The following is a 20,081-nucleotide window of genomic DNA, read 5'->3' as shown; positions in this document are numbered from 1 at the left end:
CGGAGATGTGCCAGAAATGAAGAGATGCGCGGTGTGCTGTGGCGCGGGGCGAGGGTCAGATGCCGGGGTAACGGCGCTCGGCGGCGCCTGTGTACAGCTGCTGGGGGCGGCCGATCTTGGTCCTGGGATCGAGGTTCTGCTCGCGCCACTGGGCGAGCCATCCCGGCAGGCGGCCGATCGCGAACAGCACGGTGAACACGCGATTCGGGAAGCCCATCGCCTTGTAGATGACACCGGTGTAGAAGTCGACGTTCGGGTACAGGTTGCGCGCCTGGAAGTACTCGTCGTTGAGCGCGATCTCCTCGAGCTCCTTGGCGAGGTCGAGCATCGGGTCCTTGACGCCTAGCGAGGCGAGCACCTCATCCGCCGACTGCTTGACGATCGTGGCGCGCGGGTCGTAGTTCTTGTAGACGCGGTGCCCGAAGCCCATCAGCTTCACACCGTCTTCCTTGTTCTTCACGCGCTCGACGAACTTCGCCACACCCTCGCCCGACTCCTGGATCTGCGAGAGCATCTTCAGCACGGCCTCGTTCGCGCCGCCGTGCAGCGGGCCGGACAGCGCCTGGATTCCCGCCGCGACCGAAGCGAACTGCGATGCGCCGGTCGAGCCCACCAGGCGCACGGTCGAGGTCGAAGCGTTCTGCTCGTGGTCCTCGTGCAGGATGAGCAGTCGCTCGAGCGCCCGCACCATGACGGGGTTGATCTCGTAGTCCTCGGCCATCGTGCCGAAGTTGAGGCGCAGGAAGTTCTCGACGTAGCCGAGCTTGTTGTCGGGGTACAGGAACGCCTGCCCGATCGACTTCTTGTGCGAGTACGCCGCGATGACAGGAAGCTTCGCCAGCAGCCGGATGATGTTGAGCTCGACGTTCTCAGGATCCGCCGGATCGGTCTGTCCCTCGTAGTACGTCTCCAGGGCGGACACAGCAGACGAGAGCACCGACATCGGGTGCGCGCCGGCAGGCAGCCCCCCGAAGAAGCTCTTGAGGTCCTCGTGCAGGAGGGTGTGGCGGCGGATCCGTTCGTCGAACGATGCCAACTCGTCGGCTGACGGCAGCTCACCGTAGATGAGCAGCCACGCGACCTCGAGGAAGGTGGCGTTCTCGGCGAGCTGATCGATCGGGTAGCCGCGGTAGCGCAGGATGCCCTGGTCGCCGTCGATGAAGGTGATGTCGGATCTGGTCGATGCCGTGTTCACGAAGCCGTAGTCCAGTGCCGTGTAACCGGTCTGCTTCATCAGGGTCGACACATCGACGGAAGGGCGGCCCTCTGCGGACTGCAGGACGGGGAACTCGGCGGTCTTGTCGCCGACGGTCAGTGTGGCCTTGTCGGGCAGGCTTCCTGCGTCGCTCACGGCTTCTCCTTGCGAATCTTCGTCAATCGCGTCTCATGCCGCCAGCGCTGATAGCGCCACGGCGGCCCCGGCCAGCCTAGCGGGCCCGGGGCACTGGTTCGAAACCGGCTGCCCTGGCAGGGCACCGGGTCATCCACGGCTCTGGACACTCGAACCGACGCACCGGAAGTGCGATCTCGTGTCTCAGCACCCGAGCCGTCCCGACGTGCACGATGGACGACGGATGCCGGGCACGCCCTACGCGCCGCGCAATCGCTCGGCCGCCGCGGCGATCCTGTCGTCGGCAGCGGTCAGCGAGAACCGGATGTGCCTTGCGTTGCCCTCTCCGTAGAAGACGCCGGGCCCGGCGAGGATGCCGAGGCCGGCGAGGCGGTCCATGCTCTCCCACGCATCGCGCCCCTCGCTCGCCCACAGATACAGGCCGGCAAGGCTGAGGTCGATGCGGAAACCGGCAGCCTCCAGTGCGGGCTTGAGCACGTCCCGACGCGCGCGGTACCGTTCGCGCTGCTCGTCGACGTGCGCATCGTCTCCCAGGGCGACGGCCATGGCGTGCTGCACAGGCGCAGGAAGCATCAGCCCGAGGTGCTTGCGGTTCTTCAGCAGCCCGGAGACGATGTCTCCGCAACCGGCGACGAACGCGGCGCGGTAGCCGGCGAGGTTCGACTGCTTGCTGAGCGAGTAGACGCTGAGCAAGTTGGCGCGGCTGTCACCGGCGACGCGCGGATCGAGCACGCTCGGGATGCGCTGATCGGCCCATTCGCCCTCCCAGCCGAGTTCGGCGTAGCACTCGTCGCTCGCGAGCACCGCGCCGATCTCGCGCGCCCGCGCGACGGCTGCACGCAGCTCGTCGACGCCCCACACTCGACCATCCGGGTTACCGGGAGAATTGATCCAGACGAGCTTCGTCCCCTCCGGCCAATCGGAAGGGTCGTCGGCCGTGACGGCGGTCGCACCGGCGACGGCGGCGCCGACAGCGTACGTCGGATACGCGGCGCGCGGATGCACGATGATGTCTCCCGCACCGAGCCCCAGCAGCGTCGGCAGCAACGCGACGAACTCCTTGGAACCGATCGTCGGAAGAACGTTGCGCGGCTGGAGCCCCGTCACCCCCCGTCGGCGCTCATACCAGGAGCAGATCGCAGCACGCAGCTCGTCGGTGCCGACGGTCGCAGGGTACGCGTGTGCATCGGTCGCCGCCACGAGCGCCTCGCGCACGACGGCGGGAGTCGGGTCGACAGGAGAACCGATCGACAGGTCGCACAGACCATCCGGATGCGCGGCCGCCCGCTCACGGAACGGAACGACGGCGTCCCACGGATAGTCGTCGAGATCGTTGATCGACATGCGACGGCTCACTCGGTCTGCGGAGGCAGGGCGGAGATGACGGGGTGATCCTTCGCGATCACGCCGACCTTTGCCGCGCCTCCCGGCGAGCCCACGTCGTCGAAGAACTCGACGTTCGCGGTGTAGTAGTCCTGCCACTCATCCGGCAGGTCGTCTTCGTAGTAGATCGCCTCGACGGGGCACACCGGCTCGCAGGCACCGCAGTCGACGCACTCATCCGGATGGATGTACAGGCTGCGTTCACCCTCGTAGATGCAGTCGACCGGGCACTCATCGATGCACGCGCGGTCTTTGACATCCACGCAGGGAAGGGCGATCACGTAAGTCACCCTCTGATTCTATCCGCCGACGGCTGATCATCGGCGCAGTGCGCCGAGCCGTTCGGGCTCGACGCCGATGGTGCGACCCGGAGTTGCGCCGGCAGGACGCCGGCGCGGCGAATGGGACGCAGCGCGGTGGAACGCCGTCAGCGCGGGTCGTCGGGAGCAGCCGCCTCAACCTGCTCGGCGTGCGCCGCGCGCCCCCGGCGAAGGTCGGGCCAGGCCACCACGACGAGTACGACGATGGCGAGCGTCCACGCCCAGATGATGCCGAGCGGGGCTTCGCCCTCCGCGACCTGCGGCACCACGACCGAACCGCCCGGGCCCCGGCTGGAGAACACGAACAGCGCGATCAGCATGCCGAGCCCCGCGCCGAGCACGGCGCCTCGGTCGTCCGCGAGCAGCCGGATGGCCAGGAGCAGGGAAAGGCACGCGACCGCGGCGAGCATCAGCCCGAGTGGGATCACGATCAGCCCGCCCCCCGGCTTGAGCACTGCCGAGGCGTAGCAGATCGTACCGGCGACGCCGAAGATCGCACCGGCCACGACGGCACCGAGCCACGAAAGCGCCTTCATCACCCACTGCATATTCTCACCCTACGCACGCTCGCTGAGCACCTCATCCGGCCGCTTCCGGTACCCCGGATGCGCCTTCCGCTCGATTCTTGGCGCAATCTGCCGCACCCGAACGATGCCCGCCCCTCCCTCCCAGCGCGCAGACGGCGGCCCCGGCGATCGATCGCCAGGGCCGCCGCTCGCAACGTGCTACGCGTTCGCGTCCTGGCGCTTACGGCGTGCGGTCTCGCGACCGCGGGCGGTCGCGTCGAGCTCCACCTTGCGAATGCGCACAGACTCGGGCGTCACCTCGACGCACTCGTCGTCGGCCGCGAATTCGAGGCTCTCCTCCAGCGACAGGCGCCGCGGCGGCGTCATCGACTCGAACGAATCGGCCGTGGCCGAGCGCATGTTGGTGAGCTTCTTCTCCTTGGTGATGTTCACATCCATGTCATCGGCGCGGGAGTTCTCGCCGATGACCATGCCCTCGTATACCTCTTCGGTGGGGCCCACGAAGAACGACATGCGCTCCTGCAGGGCGATCATCGCGAAGGGCGTCACCACACCGGCGCGGTCGGCCACGATGGAGCCCTGCGGGCGCGAATCGATGGCGCCGGCCCATGGCTGGTGCCCGTGCGAGAGGGTGTTCGCGATGCCGGTGCCTCGAGTGACGGAGAGGAACTGCGTGCGGAAGCCGATGAGCCCGCGCGACGGCACGATGAACTCCATCCGGATCCAGCCGGTGCCGTGGTTGGTCATGCCCTCCATACGGCCCTTCCGTGCCGCGAGCAGCTGGGTGATCGCGCCGAGGTACTCCTCGGGCGCGTCGATCGTCAGCTGGTCGTAGGGTTCGAGCAGTGTGCCGCTCTCGTCACGACGCGTGACCACCTGCGGCTTGCCGACGGTGAGCTCGAAGCCCTCGCGGCGCATGTTCTCCACGAGGATCGCGAGCTGCAGCTCGCCGCGGCCCTGCACCTCCCAGGCGTCGGGGCGTCCGATGTCGTTGACGCGGATCGACATGTTGCCGATCAGCTCGCGGTCGAGGCGATCCTTCACCATGCGGGCGGTGAGCTTGTGCCCCTTGACCTTGCCGACGAGCGGCGAGGTGTTGGTGCCGATCGTCATCGAGATGTTCGGCTCATCGATCGTGATCTGCGGCAGCGGGCGCACGTCGTTCGGGTCGGCGATCGTCTCACCGATCATGATGTCCTCGAAGCCGGCGATCACGGCGATGTCACCGGGGCCCGCCTGCTCCGCGGGGTAGCGCTCCAGCGCCTTCGTCATCTGCAGCTCGGTGATGCGAGCGTTCTGCGTGGTGCCGTCGCTGCGCAGCCACGCCACGGTCTGGCCCTTCTTGAGCGTGCCGTTGAAAACGCGCAGCAGGGCGAGGCGGCCGAGGAACGCGGACGAATCGAGGTTGGTCACCCACGCCTGCAGCGGCGCCTCGTCATCGTAGCTGGGGGCGGGAACATGCTTCAGGATCGCGTCGAACAGCGGCTCGAGGTTCTCGCTGTCGGGAAGCGAGCCATCCGCTGGGCGCGTCTCGCTCGCGACGCCCGCACGCCCGGATGCGTACACGACCGGCACATCGAGGAGCGCATCGACGTCGAGGTCGGGCACGTCGTCGACGAGGTCACCGGCGAGGCCGAGAAGCAGGTCCTGCGCCTCGCCCTCGACATCTTCGATGCGCGCGTCAGGACGGTCGGTCTTGTTGATCACGAGGATCACCGGCAGCTTCGCCTCGAGCGCCTTGCGCAGCACGAAGCGCGTCTGCGGCAGCGGGCCCTCGCTCGCGTCGACGAGCAGAACCACGCCGTGCACCATCGACAGGCCGCGCTCGACCTCGCCGCCGAAGTCGGCGTGGCCAGGGGTGTCGATGACGTTGATCGTGACGGGCGTGTCGGTGTGCTCACCGTTGTACGTGATCGCCGTGTTCTTGGCGAGAATGGTGATGCCCTTCTCGCGCTCGAGGTCGTTCGAATCCATCGCGCGCTCGTCGACGTGCTCGTGGTCGCCGAACGACCCCGTCTGCCGGAGCATGGCGTCGACCAGCGTGGTCTTGCCGTGGTCGACGTGCGCGACGATCGCGACGTTTCTCAGGTCGGTACGGAGGGCGTGCGCCATGAAGTTCCTTGCCGTGGTGGAGTGTCGCCCCGAGAGTTGGGACGTTCCATCCTATAGCGGCGGGGAGGAGCTCCGGTCAGCGGATGGACAGGAATCCGCAGGTCACAGCGAGACCGCGATCGAAGCGACCAGCCAGATCACGATCACTGCACCCGCGATGAGGCCGGGAACATCCCATGCGACCGTTCGCGTCGCCTGCTGCGCCGGTGCCTCCTCGAGCATGTCGCGCAGGCGCTCGATCTGCCCCGTGCTCGGGTGTTCCTTCTTGGGCGAGCGAGACGGACGCTGCGTGGGTGCGCCCCACGCCTGCACCGGCTTGTCGCCGAGCGACTCCTTCATCCGGAACTCGATCTGCCATCTGGACGTGATCGAGTCGATCGCACCCCAGCTCAGCCGTGTGACGCGCAGCACGTTGTGCACGGCGACGCCCTCCGGCGTCGCGACGATCCGCGGCGCGAACAGGAAGAGGTAGACGAACCACAGCAGAAGCAGCAGCCACGGGCTGACCAGCACGGCCTGCTCGAGGGTGCCCCGGATGAGCATGTCGCCGATGAGCAGGGCGCACACGATCGAGGTCACCGTCATCCACACCGCTCCCCCGACCGAGCGGAAGACGACCCGTTCGGAGGCGTTCGAAGCTTCTGGCATGCCCCCACCCTATAGACGAACGCCGGATGCCCTTCTCAGGGCATCCGGCGTTCGTCGCTGCTGCGTCAGCTCGCGCCGAGGGCGAGGCCCCGACCGGGGATCGCGTTCAGCAGTCGCTGCGTGTACTCCTGCTCAGGCGCGTCGAACACGCGGTCGACCGAGCCCTGCTCGACGATGCGGCCCTTCTCCATGACCGCGACGAGGTCAGCGGCGACACGGACGACGGCGAGATCGTGCGTGATGAACAGATACGTCAGATCGAGCTCGCTCTGCAGCTCGCTGAGCAGCTGCAGGATCTGATCCTGCACCAGCACGTCGAGCGCCGAGACCGCCTCGTCGAGCACGACGATGGACGGCTTCAGTGCCAGGGCGCGAGCGATCGCGATCCGCTGGCGCTGTCCGCCCGACAGCTCGTTCGGATAGCGCGACGCGAGTTCCTTCGGCAGTGCCACCTGCTCGAGCAGCTCGTACACGCGCTCGCGGCGCGAAGCCTGATCGCCGATGCCGTGGATCCCCAGAGGCTCTGCGATCAGCGCCCCCAGGGAGCGCATCGGGTCGAGCGACCCGTACGGGTCCTGGAACACCGGCTGCATGCGCCCGCGCAGCCTGAACACGTCGCGGGTCGACATCTCCGTGGTGTCTCGCCCCTCGATCAGCACAGACCCGCTGGTGGCCTTCTCGAGCTGGAGCACCATCTTCGCGACGGTCGACTTGCCCGATCCGGATTCGCCGACGAGCGCCAGCGTGCGCCCCTTCGGGATCTGGAACGAGACGTTGTCGACGGCGCGGAACGGCTCGCTGCGGAAGCCGCCCTTGCGGATCGAGTACTCCTTGACGAGGTCGCGGACCTCGACGATGGCCGCCTGCTCGGTGAGCGCGGTGGTCGTCGTCGCGGTTCCCGACTCCTGCACCTGCGCCTGGATGCGCTTGGATGCCAAGCTAGGAGCAGCGTCGACGAGGCGGCGCGTGTACGGGTGCTGCGGTGCCTCGAGTATCTCGCGACTCGGCCCCGACTCGACGATCTCGCCCTTGCTCATCACGATGATCCGGTCGGCGCGCTCGGCGGCCAGCCCCAGGTCGTGCGTGATGAACAGCACCGATGTGCCCTTGTCGCGCGTGAGCGTTGCGAGGTGATCGAGGATCACCTGCTGCACGGTCACGTCGAGGGCACTGGTGGGCTCGTCGGCGATCAGCAGTGTCGGGTCGGCGGCGAGGCCGATGCCGATGAGCGCGCGCTGGCGCATGCCGCCGGAGAACTGGTGCGGGAACTGGTGCAGGCGCCGCTCGGCGTCGGCGAGGCCGGCGTTCTGCAGCACCTCGACCGCCATCCGGTGCACGTCCTTGCGGTTCTGCGCAAGACCGTTGGCCCGGATGGTCTCCTTGACCTGGAAGCCGATCGACCAGACCGGGTTGAGGTTCGACATCGGGTCCTGCGGCACGTAGCCGATCTCGCGGCCGCGCAGGCTCTCCATCTCGGAGCGCTTCATGTTCGTCAGCTCGCGGCCTGACAACTGCACCGAGCCGCCGGTGACCTTGCCCGTACCGGGCAACAGGTCCATCACGGCCGTCGCGGTCGTCGACTTGCCCGACCCTGACTCGCCGACGATCGCGACCGTCTCGCCCTCGAACACGTCGAAGCTGACGCCGTGCACCACCTCGCGGCTCTTCTTGCCCTTGCCGAACGAGATCGACAGATCGCGGACGGAGAGGAGTGTGTTCTCGCTCATCTCTGTGCCCTCGCCTTCGGGTCAAGGGCGTCGCGCAGGACTTCGCCCAGCATGATGAATGCCAGCACAGCGGTCGTCAGCGCCAGCGACGGCCAGATCAGGGCCATCGGCGTCGTACGGATCGCCGTCTGCGCCTGGCTGATGTCAGCGCCCCATGAGACGGTATCGCCACCGAGGCCGACACCGAGGAACGACAGCACCGACTCAGCGACCATGGCATTGCCGAGCCCCAGTGTTGCCACCACGATCACCGGAGCGATCGCGTTGGGCAGCACGTGCACGAGCAGGGTCTTGAAGCGGCCCATGCCGAGCGCGATCGAGGCCATCACGAAGTCGGACTGCTTCACGCGCAGGATCTCGGCGCGCACGATGCGTGCGGTGCTCGCCCAGGCGAAGCCGCCGATCGCGAACGCCAGGGTCAGCATGGTGCGCTGTTCCTGCGGCATCACCGTCATCACCACGATCGCGGCGATGATGTAGGGAATCGTGAAGAAGATGTCGCCCACGCGCGAGAGCAGCGAGTCGAGCCATCCGCCGTAGAAGCCGGCGAAGGCGCCCATCACCAGCCCGATCACCGTGCCGATCAGGGTGGCGAGCAGACCGACGACGACCGAGGTGCGCGCGCCCCAGGCGATGCGCGACCAGATGTCACAGCCCTGGCGGGTGAATCCGAGCGGGTGCCCGGCTTCAGGCCCCTCATTGCTCGCCATGATGTTGCATGCCGCGCCTGCGGGGCCGACATTCGTGAATATCTGCGGCACTATCGCCATCACAACGACGATCAGGGCGATGACCGTGGCGATCCAGAACAGCGGACGGCGCCGCATATCGCGCCACGCGTCGAGCCACAGGTTGCTGCGCTTCTCGCCGACGTCGATGCGGTCGACGACGACCTCCGCCTCCTTCACGGGAGCGACGAAGTGTGTATTACGAGACATAGCGGATCCTCGGGTCGAGCAGGCCGTAGAGCAGATCGATCAGCAGGTTGATCAGCACGTATACCACGACGAAGACGGTCACGAAGGACACGATCGTCGGTGCCTCATGCTTCAGAATCGCCAGGTACAGAGTGTTGCCCACGCCAGGGATGTTGAAGATGCCCTCGGTCACCGTGGCGCCGACCATCAGGATGCCGAAGGTCGTGCCGAGGTCGGTCACCATCGGTATCAGCGAGTTGCGCAGCACGTGCACCGGGATCACCCGGCGACGGGGAAGGCCCTTGCCGTAGGCAGTGCGCACCCAGTCCTGTCCGAGTGTCTCGATCGTCGACGCCCGAGTGAGCCGCATGCTGGTGGCGTACACGCTGAAAGCCAGCGTGATCGCCGGCAGGAGCAACCCGAGCCAGCCGTTGTCCGCACCGACAGTCGGGCTCGCCCAGCCGAGTTGCACGCCGATGAAGTACTGGGCGAAGAAACCGACGACGAACACGGGAACCGCCACGAACACCAGCGCCACGACCAGCATGGTGTGGTCGAACCAGGAGTTCTTGAAGAATGCAGACAGCGCCCCGATGATGATCGCGAGTGCGAAGGCCATGACGATCGCTTCAACGGCCAGGCGCAGGGTCACCGGGAAGGTGCGTGCGAGCACCTCGATGACCGGCTGCCCGCTGAAGGTGGTGCCGAAGTCGAGGCGGAAGATGCCGCCGAGATAGTTCAGGTACTGCACGATGAAGGGCTGATCGAGCATGTACTGCGCTCGAAGCTCCGCGAGCAGCGCGGGCGGCGGCTGTTTGTCGCCGAACAGCGCGGCGATGGGGTCGCCCGGCATGGCGAACACCATGAAGTAGATCAGCAGCGTCGCCCCGAGGAACACGGGAATGACCTGCAGGATCCGCCTGAGGATGTAGAAAAGCACCCTCGGTCCTCCTTTTGACGATTGTTGTCCAACACGACACGATACGAGGCGGTGGCTGTGAGCCACCGCCTCGTATCAGAGGTTGGTGTCAGTGATCACTCCCAGGGGCTGATCTCGTTCGCCTGCTCCCAGAGTTCCTTGGCCTTCTCGGGGTTGTACTCCAGAACCTCGCTGCCCTCGAGTTCGTCGGTCCAGCCATCGATGACGGGCGACGTGAAGTCGCTGGCCGGAGTGCGCGTGCCCTGGAAGATCTTCTCGGTGATCGCCTCACGGTCGATCGCCATCGAGATCGCCTGGCGACGCAGCTGGCCTTCCTCGCCGGAGAAGTGCTCCATCTCCTGCGGGATGACGAAGGACTGGAAGATAGCAGCCGGGTCATTGACCCAGCGGTCGCCGAGCTCGTCCTGATAGGTCTCGAACGCCGAGTCCGGGATCGCGTCCAGCACGTCGAGGTTGTTGGCCAGCAGGTCGTTGTACGCGGCATCCTGCGTCGTGTAGAAGACGATCTGCAGACCGTCGTTCTGCGCGGTGCGCGGGCCGTCGTAGTCGGAGTTGACCGCGAGATCGATCTGCACGTCGTGCTGCCACGCGCCCTCGCCGTCCAGCATGTACGGGCCGTTGCCGATCGGGTTCTCGCCGAACGCCTCCATGTCCTCGAAGGCGACATCGGGCAGCGGGTAGTACGCCGAGTAGCCGAGGCGCTGAGCGAAGTCGGCGGCCGGCTTGTTCAGCGTGATCTCGAACGTGTAGTCGTCGATCTGGTTCAGACCCGACAGCTCATCGTGGTTCTCGTCCCAGCTGAAGCCCTCGATGTCCTCGAAGAAGTAGCTGGACAGCTGCGCGTTGTCGAGCGCAGCGCCGTAGTTCCAAGCCTTGATGAAGTTGTCGGCGGTGATCTCCTCACCGTTGGTGAACGTCAGTCCCTCACGGAGCTTCACCGTGAGCTGCGTCGGCGAGTCGACGGTGATGTCCTCGGCGACGTCGTTCATCACTGCACCGGACTTGTCGTACGAGATCAGGCCGGTGAAGATCGCGTCGAGGATCTTGCCGCCGCCGGTCTCGTTCGTGTTCGTCGGGATCAGCGGGTTCTGCGGCTCGCCGCCGTTCGCGGTGATCACACCGTCGTCCTTGGTGATCTCCTCGAAGATCGGCACCGAGCGCCAGCTGAACGCCACGTTGTCGACGTTCTCGCTCCAGCCGCCCACGACATTGGAGTACCACAGCGGAATCACCGGGAGGTCCTGCAGCAGCACGCTCTGAGCCTCTTCGTAGAGCTCGTTGGCGGCAGCTGGGTCTTCGGTCGAAATGCCCTCAGCGATAAGCGAGTCGAACTCCTCCGACGAGTAGTCGCCGTCGTTGGAGCCGGCACCGGTCGCGTACAGCGGGCCCAGGAAGTTGTACAAGCCGGGGTAGTCGGCCTGCCAGCCAGAGCGGAACGCACCGTCCATCGTACGGTTGGTGATCTCCTCGCGGAAGCCCGCGAAGTCGGGGTACGGAACCCCGACGGCCTGGATGTCCAGCGCACCGGCGATGGAGTTGACAGTTGCGTCGACCCAGGCCTGGTGGCCGCCGTCCGCGTTGTAGGCAAGACCGAACTCAGGACCTGCGGCCTCGTCACCGCCGTCTGAGTCAGCGGGACCGCAGCCGGTGAGTGCCAACGACCCGGCACCCAGAACGGCAAGACCCGCGATGGCAAACTTGTTGCGCTTCACAGTTGCTCCTTGTGGAAGGGATAAGAACGCCCGATGCGTTGCGTGAACGCGCTCGGACTGCCCAGTGACTCTATGCGCTCGAAAGGAAACCATCAAAGTGCACTGGCGAACCGTTACACAGGATTTACACGGATCGCAGCTCTGGTTGCGCAATATGCACAACTCGCCTTCCCAAGGGCTCTCCCAGCCGCACGGCCTTCACAGCACGGTCGCTCCACCTTCGCGCCTCGAATGGAGCGCTTGTTCCGATCGACCTCTGCGGCCCATGCAGACGGAACGTGGGGGCATCGGAGTCGACACCTTTCACAGCGGCAGCAGCATCGGCGGCGACCTCAGCGACGCAGCAGACGGCGGTGAGAGCAACACCCCGCATCTTCCTTCCCCGGCATAGACGTCGCCGCCGACATAGATGCGTGTGGCACTCTGGCGGATGTGCGCGAGCGGCAGGACATCGAGACAGGCCCGACCCGAACCCGACTCTGGTGGGAGATCGGCATCGTCGTGTTCCTCACGCTCGGGCAGTCCGCGCTCTATTCGCTGCTGTCGCTCATCCGGAGCGCTCTGCGCGGTCCTCTCTCGGAGCAGTCGGCACAGCTGAACCCACAGCAGACGCCCGAGCCGTTCTGGGACATCGTCTATCGCGTGTTCGACGTGTTCTTCGATCTGTGCCTGGTCGCGCTCGTCGTCTACCTGCTCTGGGAGCCGGGGCGCAGCGCACTGCGGCGCATCGGTCTGGACTTCACGCGGTTCTGGCGCGATGTCGGCCTCTCAGTCGCGCTCGTGGCAGCGATCGGTGTGCCGGGGCTGGCGCTGTACGCCGTCAGCCGGATGATGGGCCTCACGGTGCAGGTGCAGGCAGGCGAGCTCGACCAGGCGTGGTGGACGATCCCGCTGCTCATCCTGTCGGCGGTGCGCGCCGGCCTGCTCGAGGAGGTCATCCTGAACGGCTACCTCGTCACGCGACTCGGCGCGCTGTGGCGCAGCCGCTGGGTCGTCCTCGTCGCCGTGGCCCTCCTGCGCGGCGCGTACCACCTCTACCAGGGCCCCGCGATGGCCGCCGGGAACGTCGTGATGGGCCTCGTCTTCGGCTGGTGCTTCCTGCGCTGGCGCCGCGTGATGCCCCTCGTCATCGCCCATGCCCTCATCGACACCTTCGCCTTCGTCGGCTACCCTCTCGCGGCCCCCTACCTCCCCTGATTCTTCATTTCTGGCACATCTCCGGGTGGGCACACCACCGGAGATGTGCCAGAAATGAAGAACTGTGCCGGTGGTCGCCGTTTCCTCCACAGTGCCGCGATTCGCAGAACTTATCCACATTCCGTGCGTTCCTCGCAGGGGCACGGCACGATCTTCGCATGACGTCGATCGCACCTTCGTTGGTTTCCCTTCCAATGCGACCGTGCCCGGTCCCGCTGATCCGCCGCACCGAGGACGGGATCCGGTTCGACCATGCCGTGCGCAAGGGAGAGCTCCGGCGAGTACGAAGCGGCGTCTACACACCAGCCGACGGATGGGATCGACTTCCTCCTTGGGATCGGTACCTCGCACGGGTCCACGCGTTCGCACTCAAATCATCTCAAGCGGTGCTCACACACGAGTCAGCGGCAGCACTCTGGGCACTTCCGCTGGTGGGAGCTCAGCCCCATATTCATGCGATTGCCCCCAGGTCGGGGGACGCACGGCTCACGGGAGACGTCCAGTGGCATCATCTAGTGGACAGCGTGGAGGTCGTGACGACACCGGGCGCGACAGTGACCGCGCCTGCCGACACCGTCGTCAATCTGGCGAGGTGCCGCCACCCAGCCGTTGCACGCGTCGCGGCCGATGCGTTGTTGCGCATCGGCGATTGCAGTCCCGACCTTCTGATGCACACGAACGAGGCGCGCCACAGCAAACGCGGACGCGCCGCTGCGCGCTGGCCGCTGTCGACGGCGACGCCGGTCCCGGAATCGGCGTTCGAGACGTTGTCCCTCCTCGCGATCGAGTGGCTCGGTTTCGAGGTTCCGGAGCTGCAAGTCAGCATCCGCGGTGCGGATGGCACCGACTATCGCGTCGACTGCTTCTGGCGAAGCTCCGGCATCGTCGGCGAGGCGGACGGACGCTCGAAGTATGTGATGAACGAGCAGCCGCCGGAGCACGCAGTCTGGGAGGAGAAACTCCGTGAGGACGCGCTACGACGAAACGTCGCCGGATTCGCCCGATGGACCTGGCATGCTCTTCGATACCCTGCGAAGCTGCAGGAGATTCTCCGCGCGGCTGGTGTGCCCGAGGTGCGTGCGCCGCAATGGGAACTGCTCAGGACGCTCGCGGCGATCCTGTAGCGGTCATTCGTCCGAGATGATGCGCTTTCCCGTCACCAGCACGTCGGAGCGGTCGTAGCCGCGGGCGTCGTAGAAACGCAGCACCTCGGCGTTCCCGGCTCGGACCATCAGCTGCACCTTCGGACAGCCGAGCGCGATGAGCCGTTGCTCCGCCTCTGCCACGAGCGCGGCGGCGATCCCTTCTCGTCGGCGCGACGGGTCGGTGGCGAGGTAGTACAGCCATCCGCGATGCCCGTCATAGCCCGCCAGCACGGAGCCCACGACAGTCTCGCCGGCGACGGCCACCAGCAGCAGCTCGGGCCAGACACCGCGGGCTCGGGCGATGTCGGCGCGTGGATCGTTCCAGGGACGGGTGAGGCCCGTCACATCCCACAGCGCGATGACATCGTCGATGTCGGATGCCACTAACGTGCGGATGTCCACGCCGGTCATCGGCTGTCTCCGGCCCGCGCTTCCGGACCGCGCCGCACGGCAGGCGATGCAAGTCTCACGGACCGAGTCTATTAGTGCGATCGGCAGGCCGTCATCGAGGCGCGATACCACCGGAGCAACCCACGCATCCGCGTAGGCTGGAGGCATGGCGACGCCTGATTTCATACTGCGACTGCGCGAGAAGGTCGGGCACGAGATGCTCTGGCTCACGGGGGTGACGGCCGTCGTGGTGCGCGGCGACGACGTTCTGCTCATCGAACGTGCCGACAACGGCATGATCACCCCGGTGACCGGCATCGTCGATCCCGGCGAGCAGCCAGCCGCTGCGGCGATGCGCGAGGTCACCGAGGAGACAGACATCGTGGTCGAAGCCGAGTCGCTCGTGCAGGTGCGCTCGCTTCCGCCGATGCGGTATGCCAACGGCGACGAGGCGCAGTACCTCGACATCGTATTCCGATGTCGGTATATCTCGGGAGATCCGCACCCGGCCGACGGCGAGAACGCCAGAGCATGGTGGCATCCGGTCTCCGATCTCGATGCGTCCGGTCTGAACGCCGACATGTCAGCCCGCGTGCGCGCCGCGCTCGAGCACCGAGGTTCGGCCCGCTTCGAGACGGAGCCGGATGTCCATCCAGGCAGTGCCGACGCGGAGGCCGACGCGTGATCGATCACGACAACCGGATCATCCACGTCAGCGCTGTCGTGCTGCGGCATCCGGAGACGGGCCGTGTGCTCTCGGTGCGCAAGCGAGGCACCCGGATGTTCATGCAGCCCGGCGGCAAGCCGGAACCCGGGGAGAGCGCGATCGACGCGGCCGTGCGCGAGATCCGTGAGGAACTGAGCGTCGATCTCGATCGCGACCGGATGAGCCTACTCGGCACATTCGAGGCGCCGGCGGCGAACGAGGGCGGCTACCGCGTGCGCGGCACCGTGTTCACGCACCCGCCGGTCGAGGTCGACTCCCCCGCAGCCGAGATCGAGGAGCTGCGCTGGGTGGATGCCGACAGCCCTCTCGGCGATGAGTTCGCCCCGCTGATGGTCGACCACATCCTGCCCGCGCTCCGCGCGTCATCACTCTGACGCGTATCTCTTCATTTCTGGCACATCTCCAGGTGGGCACACCACCGGAGATGTGCCAGAAATGAAGAACTGGGCCCGGGTTACGCGAACGCGTCGACCGGCGGGCAGGCGCAGACGAGGTTGCGGTCGCCGTAGGCCTGGTCGACGCGGCGCACGGGTGGCCAGTACTTGGCTGCCGCCTCACCGGTCGGGAAGACCGCCTGCTCGCGGGAGTACGGGTGCGTCCACTCGCCGACGAGCATCGCCGCGGTGTGCGGGGCGTTCACCATCGGGTTGTCGTCCGCCGGCCACTCCCCCGACGCCACGCGCGCCGCCTCCGACTCGATCGCGATCATCGCCTCGACGAAGCGATCCAACTCGGCGCGATCCTCCGACTCGGTCGGCTCGACCATCAGCGTCCCCGCGACCGGGAACGACATCGTCGGCGCGTGGAAGCCGTAGTCGACGAGCCGCTTTGCGACGTCGTCCACCGTGATGCCGGTCGCCGCGCGCATCGGGCGCAGATCCAGGATGCACTCGTGCGCCACACGATCGTTCTCGCCCGCGTAGAGCACGGGGTACGTGCCGCCCAACCTCGCCGCGATGTAGTTCGCATTCAGCACGGCGGCGTCGGTGGCCGCCGTCAGACCGTCGAGGCCGAGCATCCGGATGTACGCCCACGTGATCGGCAGGATGCTCGGCGAACCGTACGGCGCGGCAGACACGGGGCCGATGCCGTCGCGCGGCTGCTGCGCCGCGTCGTGCGACGGCAGGAACGGTGCCAGGTGCGCCTTCGCCGCCACCGGGCCGACGCCTGGGCCTCCCCCACCGTGCGGGATCGCGAACGTCTTATGCAGGTTGAGGTGCGACACGTCGCCGCCCAGGTCGCCGAACCGCGCACGCCCCACCAGCGCGTTGAGGTTCGCGCCGTCGATGTAGACCTGCCCTCCCGCATCGTGCACCGCTGAGGTGATGTCGAGCACGTCGTGCTCGTACACGCCGTGCGTCGACGGGTACGTGATCATCAGCGCCGCGAGCGCCGATCCGTGCTCCGCGATCTTGGCGCGCAGATCGGCCAGGTCGACGTTGCCGCCCTCGTCGCACGCCACCACGACGACCCGCAGCCCGGCGAGCACCGCCGACGCCGCGTTCGTGCCGTGCGCCGACGACGGGATCAGGCACACGTCGCGCTCGTCGTCTCCGTTCGCCGCGTGATAGCGCCGGATCGCCAGCAGCCCTGCGAGCTCGCCCTGGGACCCGGCATTCGGCTGCAGCGAGACCTCGTCGTACCCGGTGAGATCGGCGAGCCACTCCTCAAGCTGCGCGATCAGCTCGAGGTAGCCTGCGACATCCTCTCGCGGGGCGAACGGGTGGATGCGGGAGAACTCGGGCCACGACGACGCCTGCATCGCCGAGGCCGCATTGAGCTTCATCGTGCACGAACCGAGCGGGATCATGCCCCGATCGAGGGCATAGTCCTTGTCGGCCAGGCGCTTGAGATAGCGCATCATCGCCGTCTCAGAGCGGTGCGCGTGGAACACCGGATGGGTGAGGATCTCGTCGTCGCGGAGCATCACGGCGGGAAGACGGGAGGAAGCACCTGTCGCCGCCGATGAAGACGCCGGATGACCGATGTCCGCCTCGTGCACATCGCCCGCAGCCGTCGCTCCCTCGGCGATGCCGAATGCCTCGCGCACCGCGCGCAGCTCGGCATCGGTGGTCGCCTCACCGACCGAGATGCCGACGGTGTCCTCGTCGACCGGATGCAGCAGCACGCCGCGCTCATGTGCGGCCGCGACGACGTCTCGGGCCCGACCGGGCACGTGCACCCTGATCGTGTCGAAGAAGCTCTCGTGCGCGAGTGAGAGTCCGGATGCCGCAAGCGCCGCCGCCAGCCCTTCCGTGCGCGAGGCGATCCGCCCGGCGATCTCGCGCAGGCCGTCCGGTCCGTGGTGCACGGCGTACATCGACGCCATCACCGCCAGCAGCACCTGCGCCGTGCAGATGTTGCTCGTCGCCTTCTCGCGCCGGATGTGCTGCTCGCGCGTCTGCAGGGAGAGGCGGAGCGCCCGCGCGCCGTCGGCGTCGACCGACACCCCCACCAGTCGACCCGGCAGCTGCCGTTCGAGCCCCTGACGCACCGCCAGGTACCCGGCGTGCGGGCCGCCGAAGCCGAGCGGCACTCCGAAGCGCTGCGTCGATCCGGCGACGATGTCCGCACCGAGCGAGCCGGGCGAGCGCAGCAGCACGGCGGCCATGATGTCGGCGGCGACGACGGCCTGCGCTCCCGCAGCATGCGCCGCGCCGATCACCGCGGACGGATCCCAGACGCGGCCCGAGGCACCGGGGTACTGCACCAGAACGCCGAACACGCCGTCCGGCAGCTCCTCTCCGCCTGCCAGGTCGCGCTCGGCCAGGTCGATGCCGACCGCGGCCGCGCGCACGCGCAGCACCGCTTTGGTCTGCGGCAGTGCGTCGGAGTCGACGACGAAGACGTGCGCGTCCGCGCCCTTCACGACGCGACGAGCCAGCAGCATCGATTCCACGACCGCGGTGGCCTCATCGAGCATGGACGCGTTCGCGAGCGGCAGGCCGACGAGCTCGCCCACCATGGTCTGGAAGTTCAGCAGAGCTTCGAGCCGCCCCTGCGAGATCTCGGGCTGGTACGGCGTGTACGCGGTGTACCACGACGGGTTCTCGAACACGTTCCGCTGGATCACACTCGGCGTGACCGTGTCGCTGTAGCCGAGGCCGATCATCGGCGTGAGCACGCGATTCTTCGACGCGAGCGCGCGCAGCTCGCCGAGCGTCTCCGCTTCAGAGACGCCTCGCCGCGGCACGGCCCCCGAGGTGGCGCCGTCGTTCCGGATGGCCGCGGGCACGGCGTCGTCCATGAGCGCTCCGGTGCCGTCCCCATCCGGCTCGCTCGCGAGCCCGAGCGCACGCATCATCGCCGCTCTCTCATCCGGCGACGGGCCGATGTGGCGTGCGACGTACGGTGTCATTCCTCGCCGCCCGTCAGGCGGAGGTATGCGGCGCGATCGAGCAGCCCGGTGAGCGGCTGTCCGAACAGCCGCACCCTGACCAGCCAGCCCTCGCCGAACGGATCGCGGTTCACCAGCGCAGGGTCGACGTCGACCTGCCCGTTGAGTTCGATCACCTCGCCGTCGACCGGCGCGAACAGCTCCGACACCGACTTGGTGGATTCCAGTTCGCCCATCACCTGGCCCGAGGTGAGCGTCGCGTTGTCGGCAGGCAGGTCGACGTAGACGATGTCCCCGAGCTGTTCTGCGGCGTAGTCGGTGATGCCGATGGTCGCGATGCCGTCCGCGACGGCGACCCACTCGTGTTCGCTTGTGTACGCCAGTGCGTTGAGATCGGTCATTTCTTCCTCCTGTAGAAGGGCAGTGCGGTCGTGGTGGCGGCGATGCGCGTTCCGCGCACGTCTATGGTGAGGTCGTCGGCTCCGACCGCGGACGGGTCGATGAAGGCCATGGCGATGGGATGGCCGAGGGTGGGGCTGAGCGCGCCGCTGGTGAGCACGCCCACTCGTTCCTCGCCGCGCAGCACGGCGTAGCCGGCCCTGCCCGCGCGGCGCCCGTCGCTGACGAGTCCGACGAGCACGGGCGCTTCAGTGCGCGGGGACTTCGCGGCTTCGCCGATGAAGCCGGTCTTGTCGGCCGGAATGACACCGCCGAGCCCCGCCTGCGCCGGCACGACCTCACGCGACAGCTCGTGATCGTAGAGGGGCATGCCCGCTTCCAGCCGGAGCGTGTCGCGGGCGGCGAGACCGGCGGGCACGAGACCGTGCGGCTCCCCCGTCGCCCGCAGCGCGCGCCACAGCGCGGCGGCGTGCTGGTTCCGGATGAGCAGCTCGAACCCGTCTTCGCCGGTGTAGCCGGTGCGCGCGATCAGCAGCGGCGAGCCGTCGTAGGTCGCATCCGTCCAGCCGTAGGGCCGCTGCTGGCCCCATCCGGTTCCGAGGTCCTCGATTCCGGGGGTCGACTCGAGGATCGCCTGTGCCGCCGGTCCCTGCACCGCGATCAGCGCGGAGGAGTCCGAGACGTCCTCGACGATGACGCCGTTCGGTGCGGGAGGCGCCTCCGACGCGCCGAGTGCATCCGGATGCGCCTGAGGAGCTCTGTCGTCGACACCGGCCGGTTCATCCGGCTTCTCCTCGGCTGCGGAGAGCTCCGAGCCCCGCACGCGCTCCACGAGCGCCTCGCGCACGGCGTCTGTGTTGCCGGCGTTCGCGATCACGAGGAACTGATCCTCCGCGAGCCGGTACACGATCAGGTCGTCGATGATCCCGCCGTCCGAGGCGAGGATCATGGTGTACTTCGCGCGCCCCACCGGCAGCGCCGAGAGTCGGCTCGCCAGGGCGAAGTCGAGGAACGACGCGGCTTCCGCTCCGGTGACCACCAGTTCGCCCATGTGCGAGATGTCGAACAGGCCGGCCGCACGGCGTACGGCGTGATGCTCGGCAAGATCGGAGCCGTAGCGGACCGGCATCATCCAGCCGCCGAAGTCGGTGAAGCTCGCGCCGAGCGCTTCGTGCTCAGCGCGCAACGGGGAATAGCGCTGCGGGGTCGTTTCGTCGGTTGCGTGCATCCGGGCCCTCCTTCATAGCCA

The 20,081-nt window shown here is 67.4% G+C and carries 18 protein-coding genes; 4 read left to right on the top strand and 14 right to left on the bottom strand.

The features are described from left to right. Positions 1-55 precede the first annotated feature (55 nt). From DZG09_RS08905 to DZG09_RS08860, 10 genes are all read right to left on the bottom strand, one after another. The gene (locus tag DZG09_RS08905; protein ID WP_119697227.1) at positions 56-1,351 is read right to left on the bottom strand and encodes a citrate synthase; all 1,296 of its coding nucleotides are present in this window, start codon (positions 1,349-1,351) and stop codon (positions 56-58) included. Between the two features lie 237 nt (positions 1,352-1,588). Next, positions 1,589-2,695, bottom strand: a complete 1,107-nt coding sequence (gene dapC / locus DZG09_RS08900; protein ID WP_119697226.1) for a succinyldiaminopimelate transaminase — start codon at positions 2,693-2,695, stop codon at positions 1,589-1,591. An 8-nt stretch (positions 2,696-2,703) separates the two neighbouring features. After that, the gene (fdxA, locus tag DZG09_RS08895) at positions 2,704-3,024 is read right to left on the bottom strand and encodes a ferredoxin (protein WP_119697225.1); all 321 of its coding nucleotides are present in this window, start codon (positions 3,022-3,024) and stop codon (positions 2,704-2,706) included. A gap of 137 nt (positions 3,025-3,161) precedes the next feature. Next, entirely contained in the window at positions 3,162-3,602 is a 441-nt protein-coding gene (locus DZG09_RS08890; RefSeq protein WP_205529106.1) for a histidinol dehydrogenase, read from the bottom strand. A gap of 177 nt (positions 3,603-3,779) precedes the next feature. Further along, positions 3,780-5,693 (bottom strand): translational GTPase TypA, encoded by a 1,914-nt coding sequence (gene typA / locus DZG09_RS08885; RefSeq protein WP_119697224.1) that lies wholly within the window; start codon positions 5,691-5,693, stop codon positions 3,780-3,782. Positions 5,694-5,795: 102 nt separating this feature from the next. Then, the gene (locus DZG09_RS08880) at positions 5,796-6,341 is read right to left on the bottom strand and encodes a PH domain-containing protein (protein ID WP_119697223.1); all 546 of its coding nucleotides are present in this window, start codon (positions 6,339-6,341) and stop codon (positions 5,796-5,798) included. A gap of 65 nt (positions 6,342-6,406) precedes the next feature. After that, the gene (locus tag DZG09_RS08875) at positions 6,407-8,068 is read right to left on the bottom strand and encodes a dipeptide ABC transporter ATP-binding protein (protein ID WP_119697222.1); all 1,662 of its coding nucleotides are present in this window, start codon (positions 8,066-8,068) and stop codon (positions 6,407-6,409) included. Continuing rightward, positions 8,065-9,006: an ABC transporter permease gene (locus DZG09_RS08870; protein ID WP_119697221.1), complete on the bottom strand. Its 942-nt coding sequence runs from the start codon at positions 9,004-9,006 to the stop codon at positions 8,065-8,067. The genes DZG09_RS08875 and DZG09_RS08870 overlap by 4 nt, the downstream gene beginning before the upstream one ends. Next, positions 8,996-9,925 carry an ABC transporter permease gene (locus DZG09_RS08865; RefSeq protein WP_119697220.1) on the bottom strand — a complete coding sequence of 310 codons (930 nt, stop codon included), beginning with the start codon at positions 9,923-9,925 and terminating at the stop codon, positions 8,996-8,998. The genes DZG09_RS08870 and DZG09_RS08865 overlap by 11 nt, the downstream gene beginning before the upstream one ends. Before the next feature lie 95 nt (positions 9,926-10,020). Further along, on the bottom strand, positions 10,021-11,637 hold the full coding sequence (locus DZG09_RS08860) for an ABC transporter substrate-binding protein (protein ID WP_240423795.1): 1,617 nt from the start codon (positions 11,635-11,637) through the stop codon (positions 10,021-10,023). Positions 11,638-12,069: 432 nt separating this feature from the next. Between DZG09_RS08860 and DZG09_RS08855 the strand changes: the two genes are divergently transcribed. Together DZG09_RS08855 and DZG09_RS16765 are read left to right on the top strand one after the other, a co-directional pair. Further along, a complete protein-coding gene (locus DZG09_RS08855) occupies positions 12,070-12,834 on the top strand; it encodes a CPBP family intramembrane glutamic endopeptidase (protein ID WP_240423793.1) in 765 nt (254 codons plus the stop codon). A gap of 524 nt (positions 12,835-13,358) precedes the next feature. Continuing rightward, positions 13,359-13,958 carry a hypothetical protein gene (locus DZG09_RS16765; RefSeq protein ID WP_205529105.1) on the top strand — a complete coding sequence of 200 codons (600 nt, stop codon included), beginning with the start codon at positions 13,359-13,361 and terminating at the stop codon, positions 13,956-13,958. A 3-nt stretch (positions 13,959-13,961) separates the two neighbouring features. Here DZG09_RS16765 and DZG09_RS08845 read toward each other — a convergent pair whose 3' ends face one another. After that, the gene (locus DZG09_RS08845; RefSeq protein WP_119697216.1) at positions 13,962-14,390 is read right to left on the bottom strand and encodes a GNAT family acetyltransferase; all 429 of its coding nucleotides are present in this window, start codon (positions 14,388-14,390) and stop codon (positions 13,962-13,964) included. Between the two features lie 145 nt (positions 14,391-14,535). Between DZG09_RS08845 and DZG09_RS08840 the strand changes: the two genes are divergently transcribed. Both DZG09_RS08840 and DZG09_RS08835 read left to right on the top strand, forming a co-directional pair. After that, positions 14,536-15,054, top strand: coding sequence for an NUDIX hydrolase (locus DZG09_RS08840; protein ID WP_119697215.1), 519 nt, complete (start codon positions 14,536-14,538; stop codon positions 15,052-15,054). Then, a complete protein-coding gene (locus DZG09_RS08835; protein WP_205529137.1) occupies positions 15,051-15,470 on the top strand; it encodes an NUDIX hydrolase in 420 nt (139 codons plus the stop codon). The genes DZG09_RS08840 and DZG09_RS08835 overlap by 4 nt, the downstream gene beginning before the upstream one ends. 80 nt (positions 15,471-15,550) lie before the next feature. Here DZG09_RS08835 and gcvP read toward each other — a convergent pair whose 3' ends face one another. The 3 genes from gcvP to DZG09_RS08820 are packed head-to-tail and all read right to left on the bottom strand — an operon-like array spanning position 15,551 to position 20,060. Continuing rightward, on the bottom strand, positions 15,551-18,454 hold the full coding sequence (gene gcvP, locus DZG09_RS08830) for an aminomethyl-transferring glycine dehydrogenase (protein WP_119697213.1): 2,904 nt from the start codon (positions 18,452-18,454) through the stop codon (positions 15,551-15,553). Continuing rightward, entirely contained in the window at positions 18,451-18,834 is a 384-nt protein-coding gene (gene gcvH / locus DZG09_RS08825; RefSeq protein ID WP_119697212.1) for a glycine cleavage system protein GcvH, read from the bottom strand. The genes gcvP and gcvH overlap by 4 nt, the downstream gene beginning before the upstream one ends. Then, complete coding sequence (locus DZG09_RS08820) at positions 18,831-20,060, bottom strand: glycine cleavage system aminomethyltransferase GcvT (protein ID WP_119697211.1); 1,230 nt, start codon at positions 20,058-20,060, stop codon at positions 18,831-18,833. Before DZG09_RS08820 ends, gcvH begins: the two co-directional genes overlap by 4 nt. Between the last annotated feature and the right edge of the window lie 21 nt (positions 20,061-20,081).

Source organism: Microbacterium halotolerans, from assembly GCF_003569805.1.
Classification (GTDB): domain Bacteria; phylum Actinomycetota; class Actinomycetes; order Actinomycetales; family Microbacteriaceae; genus Microbacterium; species Microbacterium halotolerans.
Note: the sequence above shows the minus strand (reverse complement) of the source record. Positions and strands in the feature narration are given on the sequence as shown.

What these genes read in the sequence shown, in the direction of transcription:
- dapC (WP_119697226.1), bottom strand. Translation starts at nt 2,695, where the DNA reads ATGTCGATCAACGATCTCGACGACTATCCGTGGGACGCCGTCGTTCCG.
- DZG09_RS08890 (WP_205529106.1), bottom strand. Translation starts at nt 3,602, where the DNA reads ATGCAGTGGGTGATGAAGGCGCTTTCGTGGCTCGGTGCCGTCGTGGCC.
- typA (WP_119697224.1), bottom strand. Translation starts at nt 5,693, where the DNA reads ATGGCGCACGCCCTCCGTACCGACCTGAGAAACGTCGCGATCGTCGCG.
- DZG09_RS08880 (WP_119697223.1), bottom strand. Translation starts at nt 6,341, where the DNA reads ATGCCAGAAGCTTCGAACGCCTCCGAACGGGTCGTCTTCCGCTCGGTC.
- DZG09_RS08875 (WP_119697222.1), bottom strand. Translation starts at nt 8,068, where the DNA reads ATGAGCGAGAACACACTCCTCTCCGTCCGCGATCTGTCGATCTCGTTC.
- DZG09_RS08870 (WP_119697221.1), bottom strand. Translation starts at nt 9,006, where the DNA reads ATGTCTCGTAATACACACTTCGTCGCTCCCGTGAAGGAGGCGGAGGTC.
- DZG09_RS08845 (WP_119697216.1), bottom strand. Translation starts at nt 14,390, where the DNA reads ATGACCGGCGTGGACATCCGCACGTTAGTGGCATCCGACATCGACGAT.
- DZG09_RS08840 (WP_119697215.1), top strand. Translation starts at nt 14,536, where the DNA reads ATGGCGACGCCTGATTTCATACTGCGACTGCGCGAGAAGGTCGGGCAC.
- gcvP (WP_119697213.1), bottom strand. Translation starts at nt 18,454, where the DNA reads ATGACACCGTACGTCGCACGCCACATCGGCCCGTCGCCGGATGAGAGA.
- gcvH (WP_119697212.1), bottom strand. Translation starts at nt 18,834, where the DNA reads ATGACCGATCTCAACGCACTGGCGTACACAAGCGAACACGAGTGGGTC.
- DZG09_RS08820 (WP_119697211.1), bottom strand. Translation starts at nt 20,060, where the DNA reads ATGCACGCAACCGACGAAACGACCCCGCAGCGCTATTCCCCGTTGCGC.